At 70.9% G+C, this 15240-nt stretch carries 16 protein-coding genes; 2 read left to right on the forward strand and 14 right to left on the reverse strand.

Features of this window, described 5'->3' with window-relative positions:
* Positions 1-150: 150 nt before the first annotated feature.
* From V8688_RS21155 to V8688_RS21165, 3 genes are read right to left on the reverse strand one after another with little or no spacing between them, the layout of a single operon-like run.
* Positions 151-474, reverse strand: a complete 324-nt coding sequence (locus V8688_RS21155; RefSeq protein ID WP_342801538.1) for a hypothetical protein — start codon at positions 472-474, stop codon at positions 151-153.
* A 50-nt stretch (positions 475-524) separates the two neighbouring features.
* Positions 525-1391 carry a hypothetical protein gene (locus V8688_RS21160; protein WP_218718656.1) on the reverse strand — a complete coding sequence of 289 codons (867 nt, stop codon included), beginning with the start codon at positions 1389-1391 and terminating at the stop codon, positions 525-527.
* A 6-nt stretch (positions 1392-1397) separates the two neighbouring features.
* Entirely contained in the window at positions 1398-2441 is a 1044-nt protein-coding gene (locus V8688_RS21165) for a 3-oxoacyl-[acyl-carrier-protein] synthase III C-terminal domain-containing protein (protein WP_218718657.1), read from the reverse strand.
* Between the two features lie 112 nt (positions 2442-2553).
* Here V8688_RS21165 and V8688_RS21170 point away from each other — a divergent pair, with 112 nt between their 5' ends.
* Positions 2554-3765, forward strand: a complete 1212-nt coding sequence (locus tag V8688_RS21170; RefSeq protein WP_308248485.1) for a cytochrome P450 — start codon at positions 2554-2556, stop codon at positions 3763-3765.
* Positions 3766-3813: 48 nt separating this feature from the next.
* Here V8688_RS21170 and V8688_RS21175 read toward each other — a convergent pair whose 3' ends face one another.
* The 7 genes from V8688_RS21175 to V8688_RS21205 all read right to left on the reverse strand — a co-directional run bounded on the left by V8688_RS21175 (position 3814) and on the right by V8688_RS21205 (position 11209).
* A complete protein-coding gene (locus V8688_RS21175; protein WP_342801539.1) occupies positions 3814-4533 on the reverse strand; it encodes a hypothetical protein in 720 nt (239 codons plus the stop codon).
* 212 nt (positions 4534-4745) lie between these two features.
* Entirely contained in the window at positions 4746-6155 is a 1410-nt protein-coding gene (locus tag V8688_RS21180; RefSeq protein ID WP_342801540.1) for an FAD-binding oxidoreductase, read from the reverse strand.
* 43 nt (positions 6156-6198) lie between these two features.
* On the reverse strand, positions 6199-6828 hold the full coding sequence (locus V8688_RS21185; protein WP_342801541.1) for an ATP-binding cassette domain-containing protein: 630 nt from the start codon (positions 6826-6828) through the stop codon (positions 6199-6201).
* On the reverse strand, positions 6822-7802 hold the full coding sequence (locus tag V8688_RS21190) for an ATP-binding cassette domain-containing protein (RefSeq protein ID WP_218718660.1): 981 nt from the start codon (positions 7800-7802) through the stop codon (positions 6822-6824). The genes V8688_RS21185 and V8688_RS21190 overlap by 7 nt, the downstream gene beginning before the upstream one ends.
* Positions 7799-8623: an ABC transporter permease gene (locus V8688_RS21195; RefSeq protein ID WP_218718661.1), complete on the reverse strand. Its 825-nt coding sequence runs from the start codon at positions 8621-8623 to the stop codon at positions 7799-7801. The genes V8688_RS21190 and V8688_RS21195 overlap by 4 nt, the downstream gene beginning before the upstream one ends.
* On the reverse strand, positions 8616-9569 hold the full coding sequence (locus tag V8688_RS21200; protein WP_218718688.1) for an ABC transporter permease: 954 nt from the start codon (positions 9567-9569) through the stop codon (positions 8616-8618). Before V8688_RS21200 ends, V8688_RS21195 begins: the two co-directional genes overlap by 8 nt.
* 35 nt (positions 9570-9604) lie before the next feature.
* On the reverse strand, positions 9605-11209 hold the full coding sequence (locus V8688_RS21205) for an ABC transporter substrate-binding protein (RefSeq protein WP_342801542.1): 1605 nt from the start codon (positions 11207-11209) through the stop codon (positions 9605-9607).
* An 82-nt stretch (positions 11210-11291) separates the two neighbouring features.
* Between V8688_RS21205 and V8688_RS21210 the strand changes: the two genes are divergently transcribed.
* Complete coding sequence (locus tag V8688_RS21210) at positions 11292-11627, forward strand: metalloregulator ArsR/SmtB family transcription factor (RefSeq protein WP_316575878.1); 336 nt, start codon at positions 11292-11294, stop codon at positions 11625-11627.
* A gap of 12 nt (positions 11628-11639) precedes the next feature.
* On the opposite strand, the gene V8688_RS21215 is transcribed toward V8688_RS21210, so the two are convergent.
* The 4 genes from V8688_RS21215 to V8688_RS21230 all read right to left on the reverse strand — a co-directional run bounded on the left by V8688_RS21215 (position 11640) and on the right by V8688_RS21230 (position 15146).
* Positions 11640-12089 (reverse strand): hypothetical protein, encoded by a 450-nt coding sequence (locus tag V8688_RS21215; protein WP_316575877.1) that lies wholly within the window; start codon positions 12087-12089, stop codon positions 11640-11642.
* 95 nt (positions 12090-12184) lie between these two features.
* Positions 12185-12631: a MarR family winged helix-turn-helix transcriptional regulator gene (locus V8688_RS21220; RefSeq protein ID WP_308248487.1), complete on the reverse strand. Its 447-nt coding sequence runs from the start codon at positions 12629-12631 to the stop codon at positions 12185-12187.
* A gap of 62 nt (positions 12632-12693) precedes the next feature.
* Positions 12694-14064: an aldehyde dehydrogenase family protein gene (locus tag V8688_RS21225; RefSeq protein ID WP_342801543.1), complete on the reverse strand. Its 1371-nt coding sequence runs from the start codon at positions 14062-14064 to the stop codon at positions 12694-12696.
* Complete coding sequence (locus V8688_RS21230) at positions 14064-15146, reverse strand: AMP-binding protein (RefSeq protein WP_342801544.1); 1083 nt, start codon at positions 15144-15146, stop codon at positions 14064-14066. The genes V8688_RS21225 and V8688_RS21230 overlap by 1 nt, the downstream gene beginning before the upstream one ends.
* Positions 15147-15240 lie beyond the last annotated feature (94 nt).

Here is a 15240-nt window from a genome sequence, read left to right on the forward strand (position 1 = left end):
GCGCGCCAGCAGGCCGCGCACGATCGCCCCGCCGACGAACCCGCTCGCCCCCGTCACCAGCACAGTCATCGCGTCACCCTACGACGTGGACCCGGCCCGACCGCCGGGGCGCACCGGTCCCGGCGGTCGCGCGCCGCTGCCCACGCCGATTCACCGATCGGCCTCGCCCAGTGTCTTCCACCAGGTCGCACCGAGCAGCATCGTCATCGCGGCGGCCCGGCCGGGCCCGATCCCGTGCTCGGCGGCCACCCGCCGCGCGGCTGGGATCTGGGCGAGGTGCGCGCCGACGCTGAGCGCCAGATCGATCCAGAACGCCAGCTTCGCCAGGCGGGAACGGAACGGCCGCACGATCCCGAGGACCACGTAGGCCCAGCCGAGCACCGGCACCGCCCGCAGGGCGAGCACTGTCGTCGCGTTCGGGGCGCTCGCCGTCGCCGCGCGATGGCGCGCCTGAGTCTGCTGCGGTGCCGTCACCGTCCACCTCTCCTTGTTCGCGTTCGCTGTCGACGCGGCGTGTGTGGTCATCACCGGACCCCGGGCCCGCGGTAGGTCACCGCGGCTGCCGTCGGCCCGCCGTCGGCGGCCACGAACAGCAGCGGCTGATCCGTGCGTCCGGCCTCGCGGGCCGCCACGTAGGCGGCCGTGAGCGCGGAAGTGTGCGCGTCACCGGCGAAGTCGTCGGTCACCAGCGCGGCGACGCCGAGTTCGGCGGCCAGTGCCGTGGCGAATTCGGGCGTCGGCTTGCCGCACACGAGGACCACGCGCTCGGCCTCGATGTCGTCGGCAGCCAATGCTTCCCGGGCCGCCGCGGTCGCGTGCTCGACGAGTTCCGCTGTGCCGGTGTCGAGTTCGACGGTCAATGCCGACCGTCCGGTGGCGCCCATCGCCGAGAGCGTCACGTAGCCCTGCGGATCGGGCAGCGCGTCACCGGCACTCACGTGCACGCCGCCGAAACCGATGGCGGTGGCGGAATTCTCGAGCACCAGTGCCGCCCCGACCGGCTCGAACGGGAAGTCCGCGTCGGCGCGCATCGACGGATGCGCGTCGCCGGAGACGACGACCACGTGCCCGGCGGGCAGGTCGGCCAGCAGCGACGCGGCCACGCCGACCGCGTTGACCAGGCCGCAGGCGCCGTTCATCAGGTCGAACGACAGGCAGGGCACGTCGCCGGGCCGGTACTCGAGGCCGATGCCCGCCGCCTGCTGGATGAGCGCGGCCACCGCCGGTTCGACGAGGTTCGCGTCGCGGTAGACCCCGACGTTGATCAGCGCGTCGACCTGGTCCGGCGGACAGCCCGCACCGGTCAGCGCGGCCCGCGCGGCGGCGGCCGCCTGACCCACCGAGCTGACGCCACCGGTCTGCGTGACGGCCGAAGAAATGATGATTCCCATACTGTCCTATACCCGCAGATCGCCGATTGTCACCGACAAGAACCCGGCGACCACGCCCGACGCGGCGGGCACCAGCAGCACTTTGGACCCCGGCGCGATCCGGCCCTGCCGCAGTGCGTCGTGCAGCACCACGAAGTGCGAGGTCGAGGCGGTGTTGCCGAAGCGATCCAGCACCGCCAGCTTCGGCGGCATCGGTGAGTCGAACTCGCGCTCGGCGATCTTGTCGATCAATTCCACGGCGGGACCGCTGAATTGATGATGGATCAGATAGTCGTAGCCCTCGGCGGCGAAGTCGGAACCACGGGCGGCCAGGAACTCGCGCTGCCGCGAGGTCCACAGCAGATACCGCGACTCGTTGTGCATCGCGCGATTATCGGTGTAGAGCGCGACGCCGGGGCCCTGATCGCTCGGCATGCCCAGGCACAGTTTCGCGAAGGCGGCGCTGGTGTTGAGCTCCACGTAGTCCAGGCCGGGGCCGTCGGTGGCGTCGAGGACCACGGCCGCGCCCGCGTCGCCGACGGTCAGCGAGGCGAACTGCGGGTCGTACTTCTGCGAGATCTCGCGCACCGCGGTATCGGAGATCGGGGTGATGCACTCGCCGGAGACCACCATGCCCCTGCGGACCGCGCCGGAGCGAATCATCCGGTCCAGCAGCAGGACTCCGGTCATCATCCCGGCGCAGGCGTTGGACACGTCGAAGTGGATGGCCCGGTTCGCCCCCAGCGCGGTGCGCAGCATCAGCGCGAACGACGGCTCGAGGCAGAAGTCCTCGCCCCGGGTGCGGGTGATCGAGCAGGAGATGATCACCTCCAGTTCGGCGGCCTCGTAGCGGGAGTTCGCCAGCGCCTCTCGGGCGGCGGCCAGCGCGATGCTGAACGAGTCCTCCGGCCTGCCCTGCGCGTCGACGCCGCGCACCCGCCGCGCCGCCACCCCGCTGACCTTCTCCAGATCCAGCGGCGCGTCGATGGCCAGCCGGCTCATCAGCTCCGCCGTGGTCACCTCGCGGGCGGGCAGATACGCGCCGACGGCCTCGATTGTGGATTTCACCATGTGCTTGTTCACTTCCGAATATCGCGCGATGCACAGTCCTCCATCAGCGCATCTCGCCGATCCTAGTCACAGACCTTCACTATTCGGTCTCGCTCAACTAGATTGTGCCGGGGTGTGGAGTGCTGCCCGACGCCATGAACTCACCCTACTCGCCGCAGGTCAGCCCTGGTTGCCCGGCGTGCTGCTGCTGGGCCGGGTCGCGCGCCCGATTCGCAAGGTCCCCAAACTCGGCTGGTTCGTTGCCGATCCGCTGGTCGCACGCCAGATCTACAACGACAGCACGCACTTCAGCATCGTCTCCGAGGGCGCCGCCGGGCACTGGTGGGCGCAGGTCATCGGCGACTGGGTCGAGGACCTGTTCGAAGGCCCGGGTCACACCGAGCTGCGGACCACGGTGCGAGACCTGTTCACCCTGACCCACACCGATGCGCTCGTGGAGCGCGTCATCGGTCCTGACCTGCGGGATCTGCGCGATCGGCTGGCCGAGGGCGAGACCGTCGACATCGCCGCGCGCGCCCAGATCCTGGTCGGGCGCAGCGTGTCCGACCTGGTCGGCATGCGCCCCGAGGACATCGCCGCGGCCATCGGCGGCGATCCCACCGACGACCTCGACGCGCTGTTCCTGCGGCTGTTCCACCATGTGGAGGAGCTGGTCAACCTCGGTTTCGGCACCATGGCCTCGACCACGCTCGACCCCGTCGCGGTGGCGCGGGCGAAGGAGCTGGCCGGGCAGCTGGCTGTCAATGTCCCTACCGCCTACGAGCGCGCCGATCCCGACACCACGCTGGGGCGCTGTCGCGAACTCGGCCTCGACGTCGAGCACGCGGCCGGGCTGGCCATCCTGATGGCGGTGGCCGGCACCGACACCCTGGCCAGCGCCATGACCAGGATGGTCGCGATCATGCACGACACCGGCGAGCACCGGGCGCTGCTGGCCGCGCCCGAGCGGCTGCCCGACGCGGTGCGCGAGACGCTACGGGTGACCAGTCCGGCCTACCTGGTCGGGCGCTCGGTCACCGCCGACGTGCGCGTGGCGGATCGGGACCTGCGTGCGGGCGAGCACGTCAAGATCCTCACCTGGACCATCAACAACGCGGTCGGCGAGTTCAGCGTGCACCGCGACTACGTGCCCGAGACCCGGCAGTTGTGGTTCGGCGGCGGCCGCCATCTGTGCCTGGGTGCCCAGCTCGTGCACTCCGAGCTGACCGCGCTGCTCGCGGCGCTGACCGCGGCGGGCAGGCCGTGGGAGATCGTCGAGCGCCGCTACCGGCGCAAGGTCTTCATCCCCACCTACGAGACGCTGCGCATCCGGCTGGCGGACTGAACACAGCACGAAGGCCCCGTCCACCGGACGGGGCCTTCGCGGTGGCTACTACTGGTTTTCCGGGGCGTTGATCCGGTTGCTGAAGCCGATACCGATCGCGATCGCGGCGGGCACGCCGGTGATCACCAGACCGGCCGCGGCGCCCAGCGGGATGCCGACCGCGCCACCGGCGAGGCAGCCGGCGATGCCGGTCGCGCCGCCGAGCGCCAGCACCGGGATGCCCAGGATCAGGCCGCCCGCGGCGCCGATCGCGCAGCCCGCGACGCCACCGACGAGGGTGCCGACCAGGGTGCCGATGGCGGTGACGATGCCGAACTGGGTGGCGGCGGCGCTCACCGCGTCGTCGAAGGCGTCCTGACGGACGACGTCCTTGAGCAGGGTGGACGGGCGGGCCGAGGCCGCCTCGGTGCGCGGGGTGAGCACGGCGCGGGTGCCGTCGATGGCGGCGTCGATCGGGTACTCGAGGTCGTTGAGCGTGTAGGCGAGCGGGAACCCGACGACGACGTTGCCCTGCCCGTCACGGACCTGGAACTGGCCGTTCTCGCTGGCCAGCGAGCCCGCGTCGGTTTCGACGACGACCGAGTCGCCCTCGATGCCGGTCTTCCAGTTGATGCCGGGCAGCACCTGGTTCACGCCCTGGCTCACGCCGTCGAGGAAGGCGGGAATGGGCGCCGGGGCCGGGGCCGGGGCGGCGTGCGAGGTGCCGGTGGCGATACCGAGCGCGGCGATGACAAGTGCGGAGGTTGCGGCAACCTTGCTGAGCTTCATGAATGCAGTCTTTCCCTCAATGGCAATGCTCCCGGGGGAGCGCAGGCCCTCGATCGAGCACCCATGAACAAGTGTCCAACTAAATGTTGCTGAGATGTAACTTAAAATGTCATAAGAACACAAAACGGACAGTGATCTGCGCCATTGCGTTCGAATGTCATTTGCCGCGTGGAACTTTCACCCCCGAATTCGCCATCGTGATCTGAAACACGTCAGGGTCGTCCCTGGTCGGCCACTGCCGGGACGAGCCGGAGCCGCCGCGACAGATCCGACGCGAAGACCTGCTCGGGATCGGCCGCGTCCCGCACCCGCCGCCATTCGTCCAGCCGCGGATACATCGCCGCGATCGTCTCCGGAGCGGTCCGCGAGTCCTTGGCGAAGTACAGCCGCCCGCCCGCGACCAGCACCCGCTCGTCGAGCTCACGGCAGAAGCGATCCAGGCCGGCCGTGATGGGGAAGTCCAAGCTCAGCATGTATCCGGGGTGTGGCCAGGACAGCGGCGCCGGGTTGCTCGGGCCCATCCGCTTGAAGACGTTGAGGAACGAGTGGTGCCCCGACTCGGCGATGGCCTGCACCGCGCGGGCCAGGTGCCGCTCGGCGCCGAACGGCATCGAGAACTGGTATTGCAGGAACCCGCGCCTGCCGTAGGCGCGATTCCATTCACCGAGCAGATCCAGCGGGTGATAGAACTGCGTCAGATTCTGGATGCGACCGCGCGCCCGTCGCGGGAACATGCGATGCGCCGCCTCGGCCGCGATTCTCGTCGTCATGCTGTTCACCATCCCGTTCGGAAAGATATCGGGCACGGTGAACAATTGCGGCGCATCGAAAGTCAGTGGTTTGCTGCGAAGCCTCACCGGCAACTGGTCCACGGTCGCGAGCGAACCGCGGCTGAACCCGGCCCGACCGAGTTTCGCGCCGGTGGAAATGGTGTCGGGCACCGACATCGAATAGTCGTAGCCGTCGTCGGACCCGCCGGTCAGTAGCGCCATCGTCTCGTCGAGATCGCGGGTGCGGTCGTTGTCGACGAAGAAGTACGCGGTCTCGGTGTGCTTCAAGCGGATTCGGGCACCGGTCACGATGCCGGTCAGCCCCATCCCGCCGACGGTCGCCCAGAACAGCTCGGACTCGGGGCCCTGCGGGGTCAGTGTCCGCACCGAACCGTCGGCGGTGAGCAGATCCAGCGACACCACGTGGTTGCCGAAGCTGCCCTGCGAATGATGGTTCTTGCCATGGATATCCGACCCGATGGCGCCACCGACCGTCACCTGCCGGGTGCCGGGCAGCACCGGGACCCACAGTCCGTACGGCAGCGCGCGCCGCATCAGGGCATCCAGGCTGACCCCGGCGTCGACGTCGGCGATCCCGCTGTCGGGGTCGATGTGGTGGATGCGGTCGAGCGCGGTCATGTCCACGACCAGTCCGCCGCCGTTCTGCGCCGGATCGCCGTAGCTGCGGCCCAGTCCGCGCGCGATCACCCCGCGCGGGCCCGCCGTGCGCACCCGCTCGGCGATCACGCCGATGTCAGGCGTGCGCAATACCTCGGCGACGGTCGGCGCGGTGCGCCCCCACCCGCTCAGGCTGCGCCGTTGGGTCTCGGGAATCCCCTGTGTGAAAGTCACGGGAGCACACGTTAAGTCGTGTTGCTGAGGGCAGCCTGAGGCGTCAGCGTGTGGTCAGGGTGCCGTTCTCGACGGCGGTGACGCGGGTGCAGGTGGCGTCGAGGAGCGGACGGTCGTGGCTGATCAGGAGCACGCCGAGGGTGTCGGCGGCTTTCGTCATGATCAGCCGGATGATCGTGGCGGTGGTGGCGGCGTCGAGCATGGCGGTGGCCTCGTCGAGGACGAGATAGCGGGGGCGCTGGGTGAGCGCCCTGGCGACGCAGGCGCGTTGGAGCTGACCGTCGCTGAGGGCGTGCGGGCGGCGGTCGAGCAGGTCCGGAGTCAGGCCGACCGCGGCGGCGACCGCGGTGAGGTCGGGCGCGGGGAGGCGGCGGATCGTGGCCGGTTCGGCGATGATCCGGGCCAGGGTGAAGTGGGGATTGGTGGCGGCGCGCGGTGATTGGAAGACCATCGCGATCGCCCCGCGCCGCGCGTGTGGCGGCTCGCCGTCGACGGTGACCGTGCCCGCGTGCGGCGGGAGCAGTCCGGCCAGGGTCTTGGCCAGGGTGGTCTTGCCCGAGCCCGAATCGCCGGTGATCCCGACGATCTCGCCCGGCGCGACCCGTAGGTCGACCCCGCGGACCACGGGCTCCTCGGCTCGGTAGCCCACGGTGAGGGCGTCGGCGATCAGCATCGGGACCTCGGTCGGCGGATCATGCGCTCGCCCTCGCGAACCAGCGCGGTGGGCCCGCCCGCGTAGGGGCAGGTCTCGGACAGGTTGGTCAGCGCGAGCGGCGGATGCGGCAGGGGGCGCAACCCGCGTTCGGGCAGGGCCGCGAGCAGATCGCCGGTGTAGTCGTGCCACGGATCGTCGAGAACCTCCCGCCCGGGGCCGACCTCCATCAGGCGCGAGGCGTACATGATCGCGACGGTGTCGGCGATGCCCGCGCGCAGCAGATGCCCCAGATCGTGGGTGATGAGCAGGACCGCGGCGCCCTGATCAGCGCACTCGCGCAGCAACTGGCCGATCTGGTCGGTGCGCGCCCGGTCCAGTCCGGCGGTCGGTTCGTCGGCCACGATGACCTCCGGATCGCCGGCCAGAGCCGCCGCCACCGCCGCCCGCTGGGCCATCCCGCCCGAGAGTTCGTGCGGGTACAGCGACAGCGCCGAGGACTCGAGCCCGGCGCGCTCGACCAAGGCGGCGGGGGTGTGGTCGGTGCCCAGCGCGGCGATCGCCTCGGCGAGCTGGGAACCGATCGTGCGCACCGGCGTGAAGTGCGTCCCCGGCGACTGCGGGATCAGGGCGATGTGGCGTCCACGGTAGGAGTGCTCGCGGCGGCGAGGGCGTCGCAAGGCCCGGTGGGCCGGGGTCGCGGCGCCGAGTCCGGCGCGTGGCGGGCGGGCTCCGGTTCGCGGGTTCTCCTCGTCGAGCAGGTCGACGGTCCGGTCACCCAGATCCAGGCGCACCGCCCCGTCCGTGCGCGCCGTCGGCGGCAGCACGCCGACCACAGCGGCGGCGACGATCGACTTACCGCAGCCGGACTCGCCTGCCAGCGCGGTCACCGTTCCCGACGCCACCTCCAGCGACACCTCGGTGGCCGCGTGCACGACATCCTTGCCGCGCAGGGGAATCCGCACGGTGAGCGCGTCGATCGACAGTCCGGTCACCGGGGCATCCTCGCGGGTTTCGGCGGGAGCAGTACCCCGCGCAGTGCCGAGCCGGCGATGGCGACGGCGACCGTGGTCAGCACCAGGAAGCCGGCGGGGAAGACCAGCGTCCACCACCCGCCGAGCAGCAGGGAGGTGCGCGCTTCCTCGAGCAAGGTGCCGAGGCTCGGTTCGTGCGGCGGCAGTCCGAATCCGAGGAACGACAGCGTCGACTCGTGCCAGATCGCGTGCGGCAGCAGCAGGACCACCGCGATCAGTGCCTGCGGGGCGACCGCGGGCAGCAGATGCCGGGTGAGCAGATGGGTCCGTCCGGCTCCGGCGAGCACCGCCGCCGCCACGTACTCGCGTTCGCGCAGACTCAGGCTCTCCGCGCGCACGATCCGCGCGACCTGCACCCAGTGCGTGAGTCCGATCGACAGCACCACCGCCGCCGCGTTCCCGCGGAACAGCGCCACGATGACGATCCCCAGCAGCAGGTGCGGCAGCGCGTTCGCGGTGTCGGCCAGCCGCATCACCGCCCGATCGATCCGCCCGCCCGCCAGCGCCGAGACCGCGCCGACGCCGACCCCGATCACCGTCGACACCGCCGCCGCGCACGCCGCGACCACCAGCGAGGTACGCAGTGCCGCCGCGATCCGGACGAACAGCGGCCTGCCCGCCGCGTCGGTGCCGAACCACGCCCGCGCCGACGGCGCCTGGCGGGCGGCAGCGAAATCGGTGAGCCGGTCGTCGACACCGGCCACCCACGGCACCAGCACCGCGTACAGCACCACGGCGGCCAGCACGGCCAGCGCGAGGAACAGTCGCCGCCGCTCAGCCATCGGCCCGCACCCGCGGATCGAGCACGACCACGGCGATGTCGGCCAGCAGCGAACCGAGCATGACCGCGCAGGTGGTGCCGACGGTGAGGATCGCCAGCAGGGCCATGTCCAGGTCCTTCGCCGACTGCACGAACGCCCCGGCGACGCCGGGCCAGGAGAAGATCTCCTCGACCAGCACCGCGCCGACCACGACCTCCGGCAGCCGCACACCCAGGATGGTCACGAACGGGGCCAGCGAGGTCGGCAGGATATGCCTGCGGGTGATCGTCGTGGCGTCGATGCCGCGCGTGGCCGCGCCGACCACGAAATCCTCACTCCGGTTGCCCGACACCGACTCCCGCACGGCCAGCAACAGCCAGGGCACCTGCGACAGCGCCAGCGCGGACGCGGGCAGCACGAGATGCCGTGCCACCTGGGCGAATCCGGGGTCGGCGCCCGCGTCGGTCAGCCCGGCCGGTGGCAGCCAGCCGAGGCCGACCGCGAACACCGCGATCGCCGCCAGCGACACCACGAACGGCGGCAGCCCCTGCAGGATCACACACGCGGCGGCGACCCCGCGGTCGACGAGCCCGCCGCGACGCATGCCCGCCCATACCCCCGCACCGAGCGCGACCACCACGGCCGCGGTCATCGCCACGATCACCAGCAGTACCGTCCACGGAATGCGCTGGGCCAGTAGCTCGCTCACCGGCTGGGCGAAACCGCGCGAGACGCCGAGGTCGCCGCCGAGCAGGTCGGTGACCCATCGCCAGTAGAGCTGATACCAGGGCGCGTCCACGCCGAGCTGGTCCGTGAGCAGGGTCTTGTCGGCGGCGCTGGTCGATTCGTAGCGCGCGCCGAGATAGCCGACCAGCGGATCGAACGGTGACACCGCCGCGGCCGCGAACAGCCCGGCCGACACCGCGACGAGCACCGGAATCAGCGCCACCAACCGCCGGCCCGCCATCGCGCCGATGCCGCGACCGCGCAACCGGCCGCGGGTCACGAGCGGGTCCAGGTCTGCAGCGACCACCACGGCCCCCAGGTGACGCCGTGGGTGTGCGGCTCCAGGATCGGGCCGGAGGTGGTCCAGGCCGAGTCCTTCACCACGTAGGTGTGATCCAGGTGCACCAGGAACACGTGACTCGGGTCCTGGCCGTAGCGGCTCTGCACATCCCGGTAGGCGGCCGCCCTGATCGCGGGATCGGTACTGCGCCTCGCCTGTTCGAGGAGCGCGTCGATCGCGGGGTCGCGGTGCCTGCTCGCGTTGTCGTACGGGCTGCTCGCGCCGGGGTCGGCCGCGGGCGAGTGCAGGGTGGCGTAGGCCTGGGTATCGGGGTCGTACGGTTCGCTGCCGCCGCCGAGCAGAATGCCCGCCGTGTCGATGCGCGGCTCGATGCGGTCCCAGGACAGCGCCTCCGGATCGACCTCGACGCCGACGCGCCTGGCGTCGGAGACGAAGGCCAGGGCCAGATCGCGGCGCAGGGTGTCGGTGGAGTTGTACATCAGCGTGAACTTCGCGCGCACACCGTCTTTGGCGCGGATGCCGTCGGGGCCGACACGCCAGCCCGCCTCGTCCAGGATGCGCTCGGCGCGGGCCCGGTCGAACGCGAAGGTCACCGCGGGGTTGTGGGCATCGCCGTAGACCTCGGGCAGCGGGGTGTACGCGGGACGGCCGTGGCCGCCGAGGATGTTGTCGATCATGGCCTGGCGGTCCACCGCGTAGTTGAGGGCCAGGCGCACGGCGGGGTGGCCCGCGACCGGGTCGCCGGCGGGCATCGAGATGCCGCGCCAATCCGCGGACGTGTTGGCCCGCACCGACATCGACGCCCGGGCGCCGAACGTCTCGGCCAGCAGCGGCGGCAGCGTGGTGCCGTCGAGTTCGCCCGCGGCCATCCGCTGCGCGCGGGTGTTGTCGTCGGGGACGTAGAGCAGCGTCAGCCGTTGCACCGCCGGCGCGCCGCCCCAGTAGTCCTCGTTCGCCTCGAAGACCGCGCGGGTCGGTTCGAGGCCGACGAGCCGGTACGGGCCGGTGCCGATCGGCGCGGTGTTGAGCGTGGACGCGGTCGCGGGGCCGGGAGTGGCGACGGATTCGGCCGGGACGATGCCGATGAGCAGCTTGGTGGGGAACGCGGCGTAGGGGTGGCGCAGGGTGAACCGGACCGAGGTCGGATCGACGGCCTCCACCCGCTCGATCATCGAGAACGACGAGCGGGCCGCCGAGGCCGAGGCCGGGTCCAGGATCGCCCGATAGGTGGCGACCACGTCGGCGGCGTCGAAGGCGGAGCCGTCGCTGAAGCGCACGCCGGTGCGCAGGGGCGCGGTCCATACCGTGGCATCGGCGTTCGGGGTGGGCAGCGCGGTGGCCAGGGCCGGGGCGAATCCGGACAGCCCGGGACCGCCGGTCAGGCGCAGCAGGCCGTCGTACATCTTGGCCTCACCGGCCGCGCCGTATCCGGCCACCGGGTTGTATCCGCCCAGCTCATAGGCGTCGGCGAGGACGAGCGAGTCGGTCGACCCGCTCGTCGGCGCGCCACACGAGGACAGCGCCACGGCCAGCGCGCACGCGGCCCCCACAGCGAACAGCGACCGAGCGTGCAGCCTCATCCTCGTCCCAACTCATGTTTATCTGAACAGATGGACAGATAATAGCCGCGCTGTCCAGTCGAGGACTAAGCTGAGCGTCGCCATGGGAGAGCCACGCACACTGGAGGGATCGCCGGTCGAACTCGGTCGGCGCGCGATCGGTGACGTCGAGATCGCCGCCTGGGCCCAGCGATTCGACCTGCTCTCCGACCCGAACCGCCTGGAGATCCTGCTGTGCCTGCACCGCACTCCCGGCATCAGCGTGGGCGAACTGGCCGCCGCCATCGGCCGCACCGAGAACGCGATCTCCCAGGCCCTGCGCGTCCTGCGCCACGAAGGTTGCGTCACCTCCAGTCGCGAAGGCCGCACGGTCACCAACCGCTTGACCGACCCGATCATCCACGAGATCCTGCACACCATCGGCGCCAAACACGCCTGATGGCGGCCGCTTTCAGGTCGCGGAGCCGGGGCGGACGATCATGAGGACGACCACGGCGGTCCAGAGCAGGTTGTAGATGCCGGCGAGCATGGACAGGGTGCGCAGCCGTTTGCCGTCGTCGGGGGTGTCGAGGGCCTGGCGCTGCAGTGGGTGGATCTGGACGGCGAGCAGGCCGCCGGCGATGGCGGTGGTGATCATCGCGATGGTGATCCAGATTTCGTTCATCCGGCCCTGGATCGTGGCCAGGACGATGCCGATCACGGGGACGATGATCGCGAGTTTGGCGTAGTTGCCGGTGATCCGGTGCAGGGCGACCGCGACCGACCGGCTGCGCACCGCCTCGGGATCGGGTCCGCCCGCCGTGACCGGGGCGTAGCGGGGGAACAGGCTGGTGGCGACCGCCGAGCCCCCGACGAAGACGATGCCCGCGACCACGTGCACGGACAGCAAGAGATGTTCCACCTGTCGACTCCCTCCGACCTTCAATGTGGCTGAAGCTTAGCTCGAGTTTCAACAACATTGAAGGTTGGTGGGGTCACGTCACGCGGGCAGACGGTTCAGGCTGTCGACGCGCCGGTGAACGCGGCGACGACGGCCGCGCCGACCCGCCGCTGGATCGGGTCGGCGTCGGGTCCGAACAGCTCGGTGTCGACCCGTGTCACCACCTTTCGCGCCTCACCGAGCAGGCGCGTGCCCGCCTCGGTGAGCTCGATCGCCGACGCCGAGCCGGCGCGCGCGGTGCGGTCCTGCACCAGTCCGGCCGCGACCAGCGACTTCACCGCGGTGTGCACGCTCTGCACGCTCGTCCCCGACATCCGCGCCAGCTCGCTGAACGACGCGCCCGGCAACCCGTTGATGTGCCCGAGCAGCCCGAGCCTGGCCACCGTGAGATCCAGCGGCGCCAACCCGGCGCTCAGTGCGGCCTCGACCCGGCGCGACAGCGTGATCACCAGGATGGTCGGGCTCATCGCCGGTGGTCGGGGGCGCGGGTTCTCGGTGGTCACCCGGCCATTTTCTCGCATGCGCCCACGCCCGGCGGGGACAGGCCGGGCGCGGGCGCGCCGGATCAGAGGCCGGAGCGGATCATGCCCTTGCAGCGCATGAGGAATTCGGCCAGGTAGCCGTCGTGCGGGACGCCGGGCCGCAGCCAGGTGGTCGGATGGTCACCGAGGTAGAGATTGGTGATGGTCGGTTCGTGCAGCAGCGCCTCGACCAGTTCGGGGCGCGTGGTCATCGCCGTCAGAACCAGCGTATCGCGCAGGGGCGCAATGCCGTCCGTGGGCAGCCACGGTCCGACCCAGACGCAGGGGAAGGCCAGTTCGACCCCGAGTTGCGGCGCGGTCGCGGAGTCGACCAGGTGCACGGCCGGGCGCAGGACCGCACCGCCGGAGGGAAGTTCGTCGACGATGGTGTCGCCGCCGAGCAGCGGCGTCGCCGTGCCCGCGACCTCGTGCAGGTACGCGTCGATCGCCGTCACCGTCGGCACCGGCTGCACGGTGAGCAGGGCGTCGGGATGATCGGCGGGCAGGCTCGGGATGCGGGCCAGGCGCTCGGCCAGCGCCCGGGCCACCGGTTCCGGATCGCCCTCGACCAGCACCGCGGTGGTGCAGGTGCAGGCGGTACCACCCAGGTGACTCACCGAATCGGCGATCACGTCGATGTGCTCGCGCCAGTCGACGTCGGCGGTGATCAGGATCTTCGACCGGCCGGGGCCCTGGGTGAGCACCCGCGAGCTCGCGCCGTACTTGTCGACGACATCCTGACCGCCGTAGACGATCGCGTAGTCGGCCTCGGCGATGATCACGTCGGCGGCGGCGTAGTCGGTGGGCAGCAGGGTGATCGTCGCGGGCGGGAATCCCGCCATCCGCAGGGCGCTCACCAGTCGGAACGCGGTGAACGGCTCGCGCGCCGACGGCCGGACGACGACCTTGTAGCCCAGCGCGAGCGCCTCCGGCCAGAGCCCGTGCACCGCGGGCGTATTGCCCGCCGCGTGCACCGCGAAGATGTCGCCCTTGCGGACCCACACGCCCGCGCCCTCGCGCGTGCGATCGTCGGACCATTCCGCGACCGCGCCCCGCGGCATGGCGAATGTCAGTGTGTCGCTGGATGATCGCAGCACCTCGGCGACCCACTCGACCGATCGGCGCACCACCTGCTGGGGCACGCCGGACACGGTCGAGACGATCCGGACGTACTCCTCGGGATCGAGGCCGCCGATGGTGGCGGTGGTGAACAGCTCGGCGGCCTTGGCCATGAGCGCGAAGCGTTCGGCGGCCGGGACGGTGGGCGCGGCCCGCATCGCCGCCAGCGCGCGGCGCACGAACAGGGCCGGAACCTGGCCCAGCGTGCCGACTTCGGTGCCGTCGAGCGCGGTGATCGGCAGACGCTGCCGGGCGTGGTAGGAGCCGGCGGGACCGAGGGCGTCGATCTCGATCATCAGTAGACCCCCTCGATGACGGACTTGTCGGCGAAGGTCCGCACCGGCCGCACATCGGCGACGGCGCAGCCGAGCGCGCCCGGCGCGGGCGCGGCCCGCAGCGCGGTGTCGCGTTCCAGATTGTTCGGCAGCAGAGCGTATTTGGTGAGGTGGTTCATCACCACCTGACCGCGCTCACCCTCGGCGACATCGTCGCCGGTGGCCGGATCGACCACCCGGAACGCGATGTAGGGGCTCGGCGTATCGAACACGGCCAGCCCGTCCGCGCGCTCGATATCGCGCTCGCGCGACATGCCGAGAATGGTGGTGCTGCCGTAGAGGCCCTTGAGCGGGATGCCGGGAAAGACCTCCTGCCGCAGGATCTCCCGGGTGTCGGCATCCATGTGCGCGCCGCTCCAGCACAGGAACTTCACCTGCGCGCGCACCGCGTCGACCAGCTCCGGGCGCCGGGCCAGCCGCTCGAGCAGCGGCGGGGTCGCGATGAGGATGCCGACCGACTGGGTCGTGAGGATGGCGGCGGCCTGGTCGATCAGGTGCTCGGCGTAGCGGTCGGCGCCCTCGGTGTCGCCGGAGCCGATGAGCTGCTTGATCCAGCGCGGGTCCAGATCGACGGTGAACTTCACGCCGTGGTGTCTGCGGGCGCGCCGGGCGGCGAACTCCCCGAACATGTGTGGGCCGCTGGGGGCGATGGCCAGGGTGTTCGTCGTTCCCAGGTCGGCGTAGTGGTGCTCGTCCCAGGACAGCGCGAACTCCATCCAGCGCTCGAACATCACGAACCTCTTGGGCGCCCCCGTCGTCCCGCCGCTCTCGTAGACCCCCGCGATCTCCCGATCCGCGCCGCGCAAGCCCTGCGGGATCAGATCCTCCACCGCGACGTCGCGGAACTCGTCGATCACGTTGGGGAACAGGCGCAGATCGTCGAAGCTCCGCACGTCGGTCCGCGGATCGAAGTCGAGCTCCGCGGCCCGCCGTAACCAGTACGGACTCCCCGTGTCGGCACCGAAATGCCAGCTCATCAAGGCCCGGACGTAGTCGTCGGGATCGACGTCGACAGCGTCCAGATCGAGTATGTCGGAACACATGGCACGGCCTCCGAGGCTCGCAAAAATTGGGCGTTTTGCGAGGTTCATCGTTCCGCGCCGGAGGCCGCGCGAGCTCACAGCCGCGCCCACGTCG

The sequence above is a fragment of the Nocardia sp. No.11 genome (genome assembly GCF_038752175.1).
GTDB lineage: Bacteria > Actinomycetota > Actinomycetes > Mycobacteriales > Mycobacteriaceae > Nocardia > Nocardia canadensis.

Coding starts and splice junctions, on each gene's coding strand:
- V8688_RS21230 (WP_342801544.1), bottom strand. CDS start 15,146: ATGTGTTCCGACATACTCGATCTGGACGCTGTCGACGTCGATCCCGAC.
- V8688_RS21210 (WP_316575878.1), top strand. CDS start 11,292: ATGGGAGAGCCACGCACACTGGAGGGATCGCCGGTCGAACTCGGTCGG.
- V8688_RS21225 (WP_342801543.1), bottom strand. CDS start 14,064: ATGATCGAGATCGACGCCCTCGGTCCCGCCGGCTCCTACCACGCCCGG.
- V8688_RS21160 (WP_218718656.1), bottom strand. CDS start 1,391: ATGGGAATCATCATTTCTTCGGCCGTCACGCAGACCGGTGGCGTCAGC.
- V8688_RS21200 (WP_218718688.1), bottom strand. CDS start 9,569: ATGGCGGGCCGGCGGTTGGTGGCGCTGATTCCGGTGCTCGTCGCGGTG.
- V8688_RS21175 (WP_342801539.1), bottom strand. CDS start 4,533: ATGAAGCTCAGCAAGGTTGCCGCAACCTCCGCACTTGTCATCGCCGCG.
- V8688_RS21195 (WP_218718661.1), bottom strand. CDS start 8,623: ATGGCTGAGCGGCGGCGACTGTTCCTCGCGCTGGCCGTGCTGGCCGCC.
- V8688_RS21165 (WP_218718657.1), bottom strand. CDS start 2,441: ATGGTGAAATCCACAATCGAGGCCGTCGGCGCGTATCTGCCCGCCCGC.
- V8688_RS21205 (WP_342801542.1), bottom strand. CDS start 11,209: ATGAGGCTGCACGCTCGGTCGCTGTTCGCTGTGGGGGCCGCGTGCGCG.
- V8688_RS21185 (WP_342801541.1), bottom strand. CDS start 6,828: ATGCTGATCGCCGACGCCCTCACCGTGGGCTACCGAGCCGAGGAGCCC.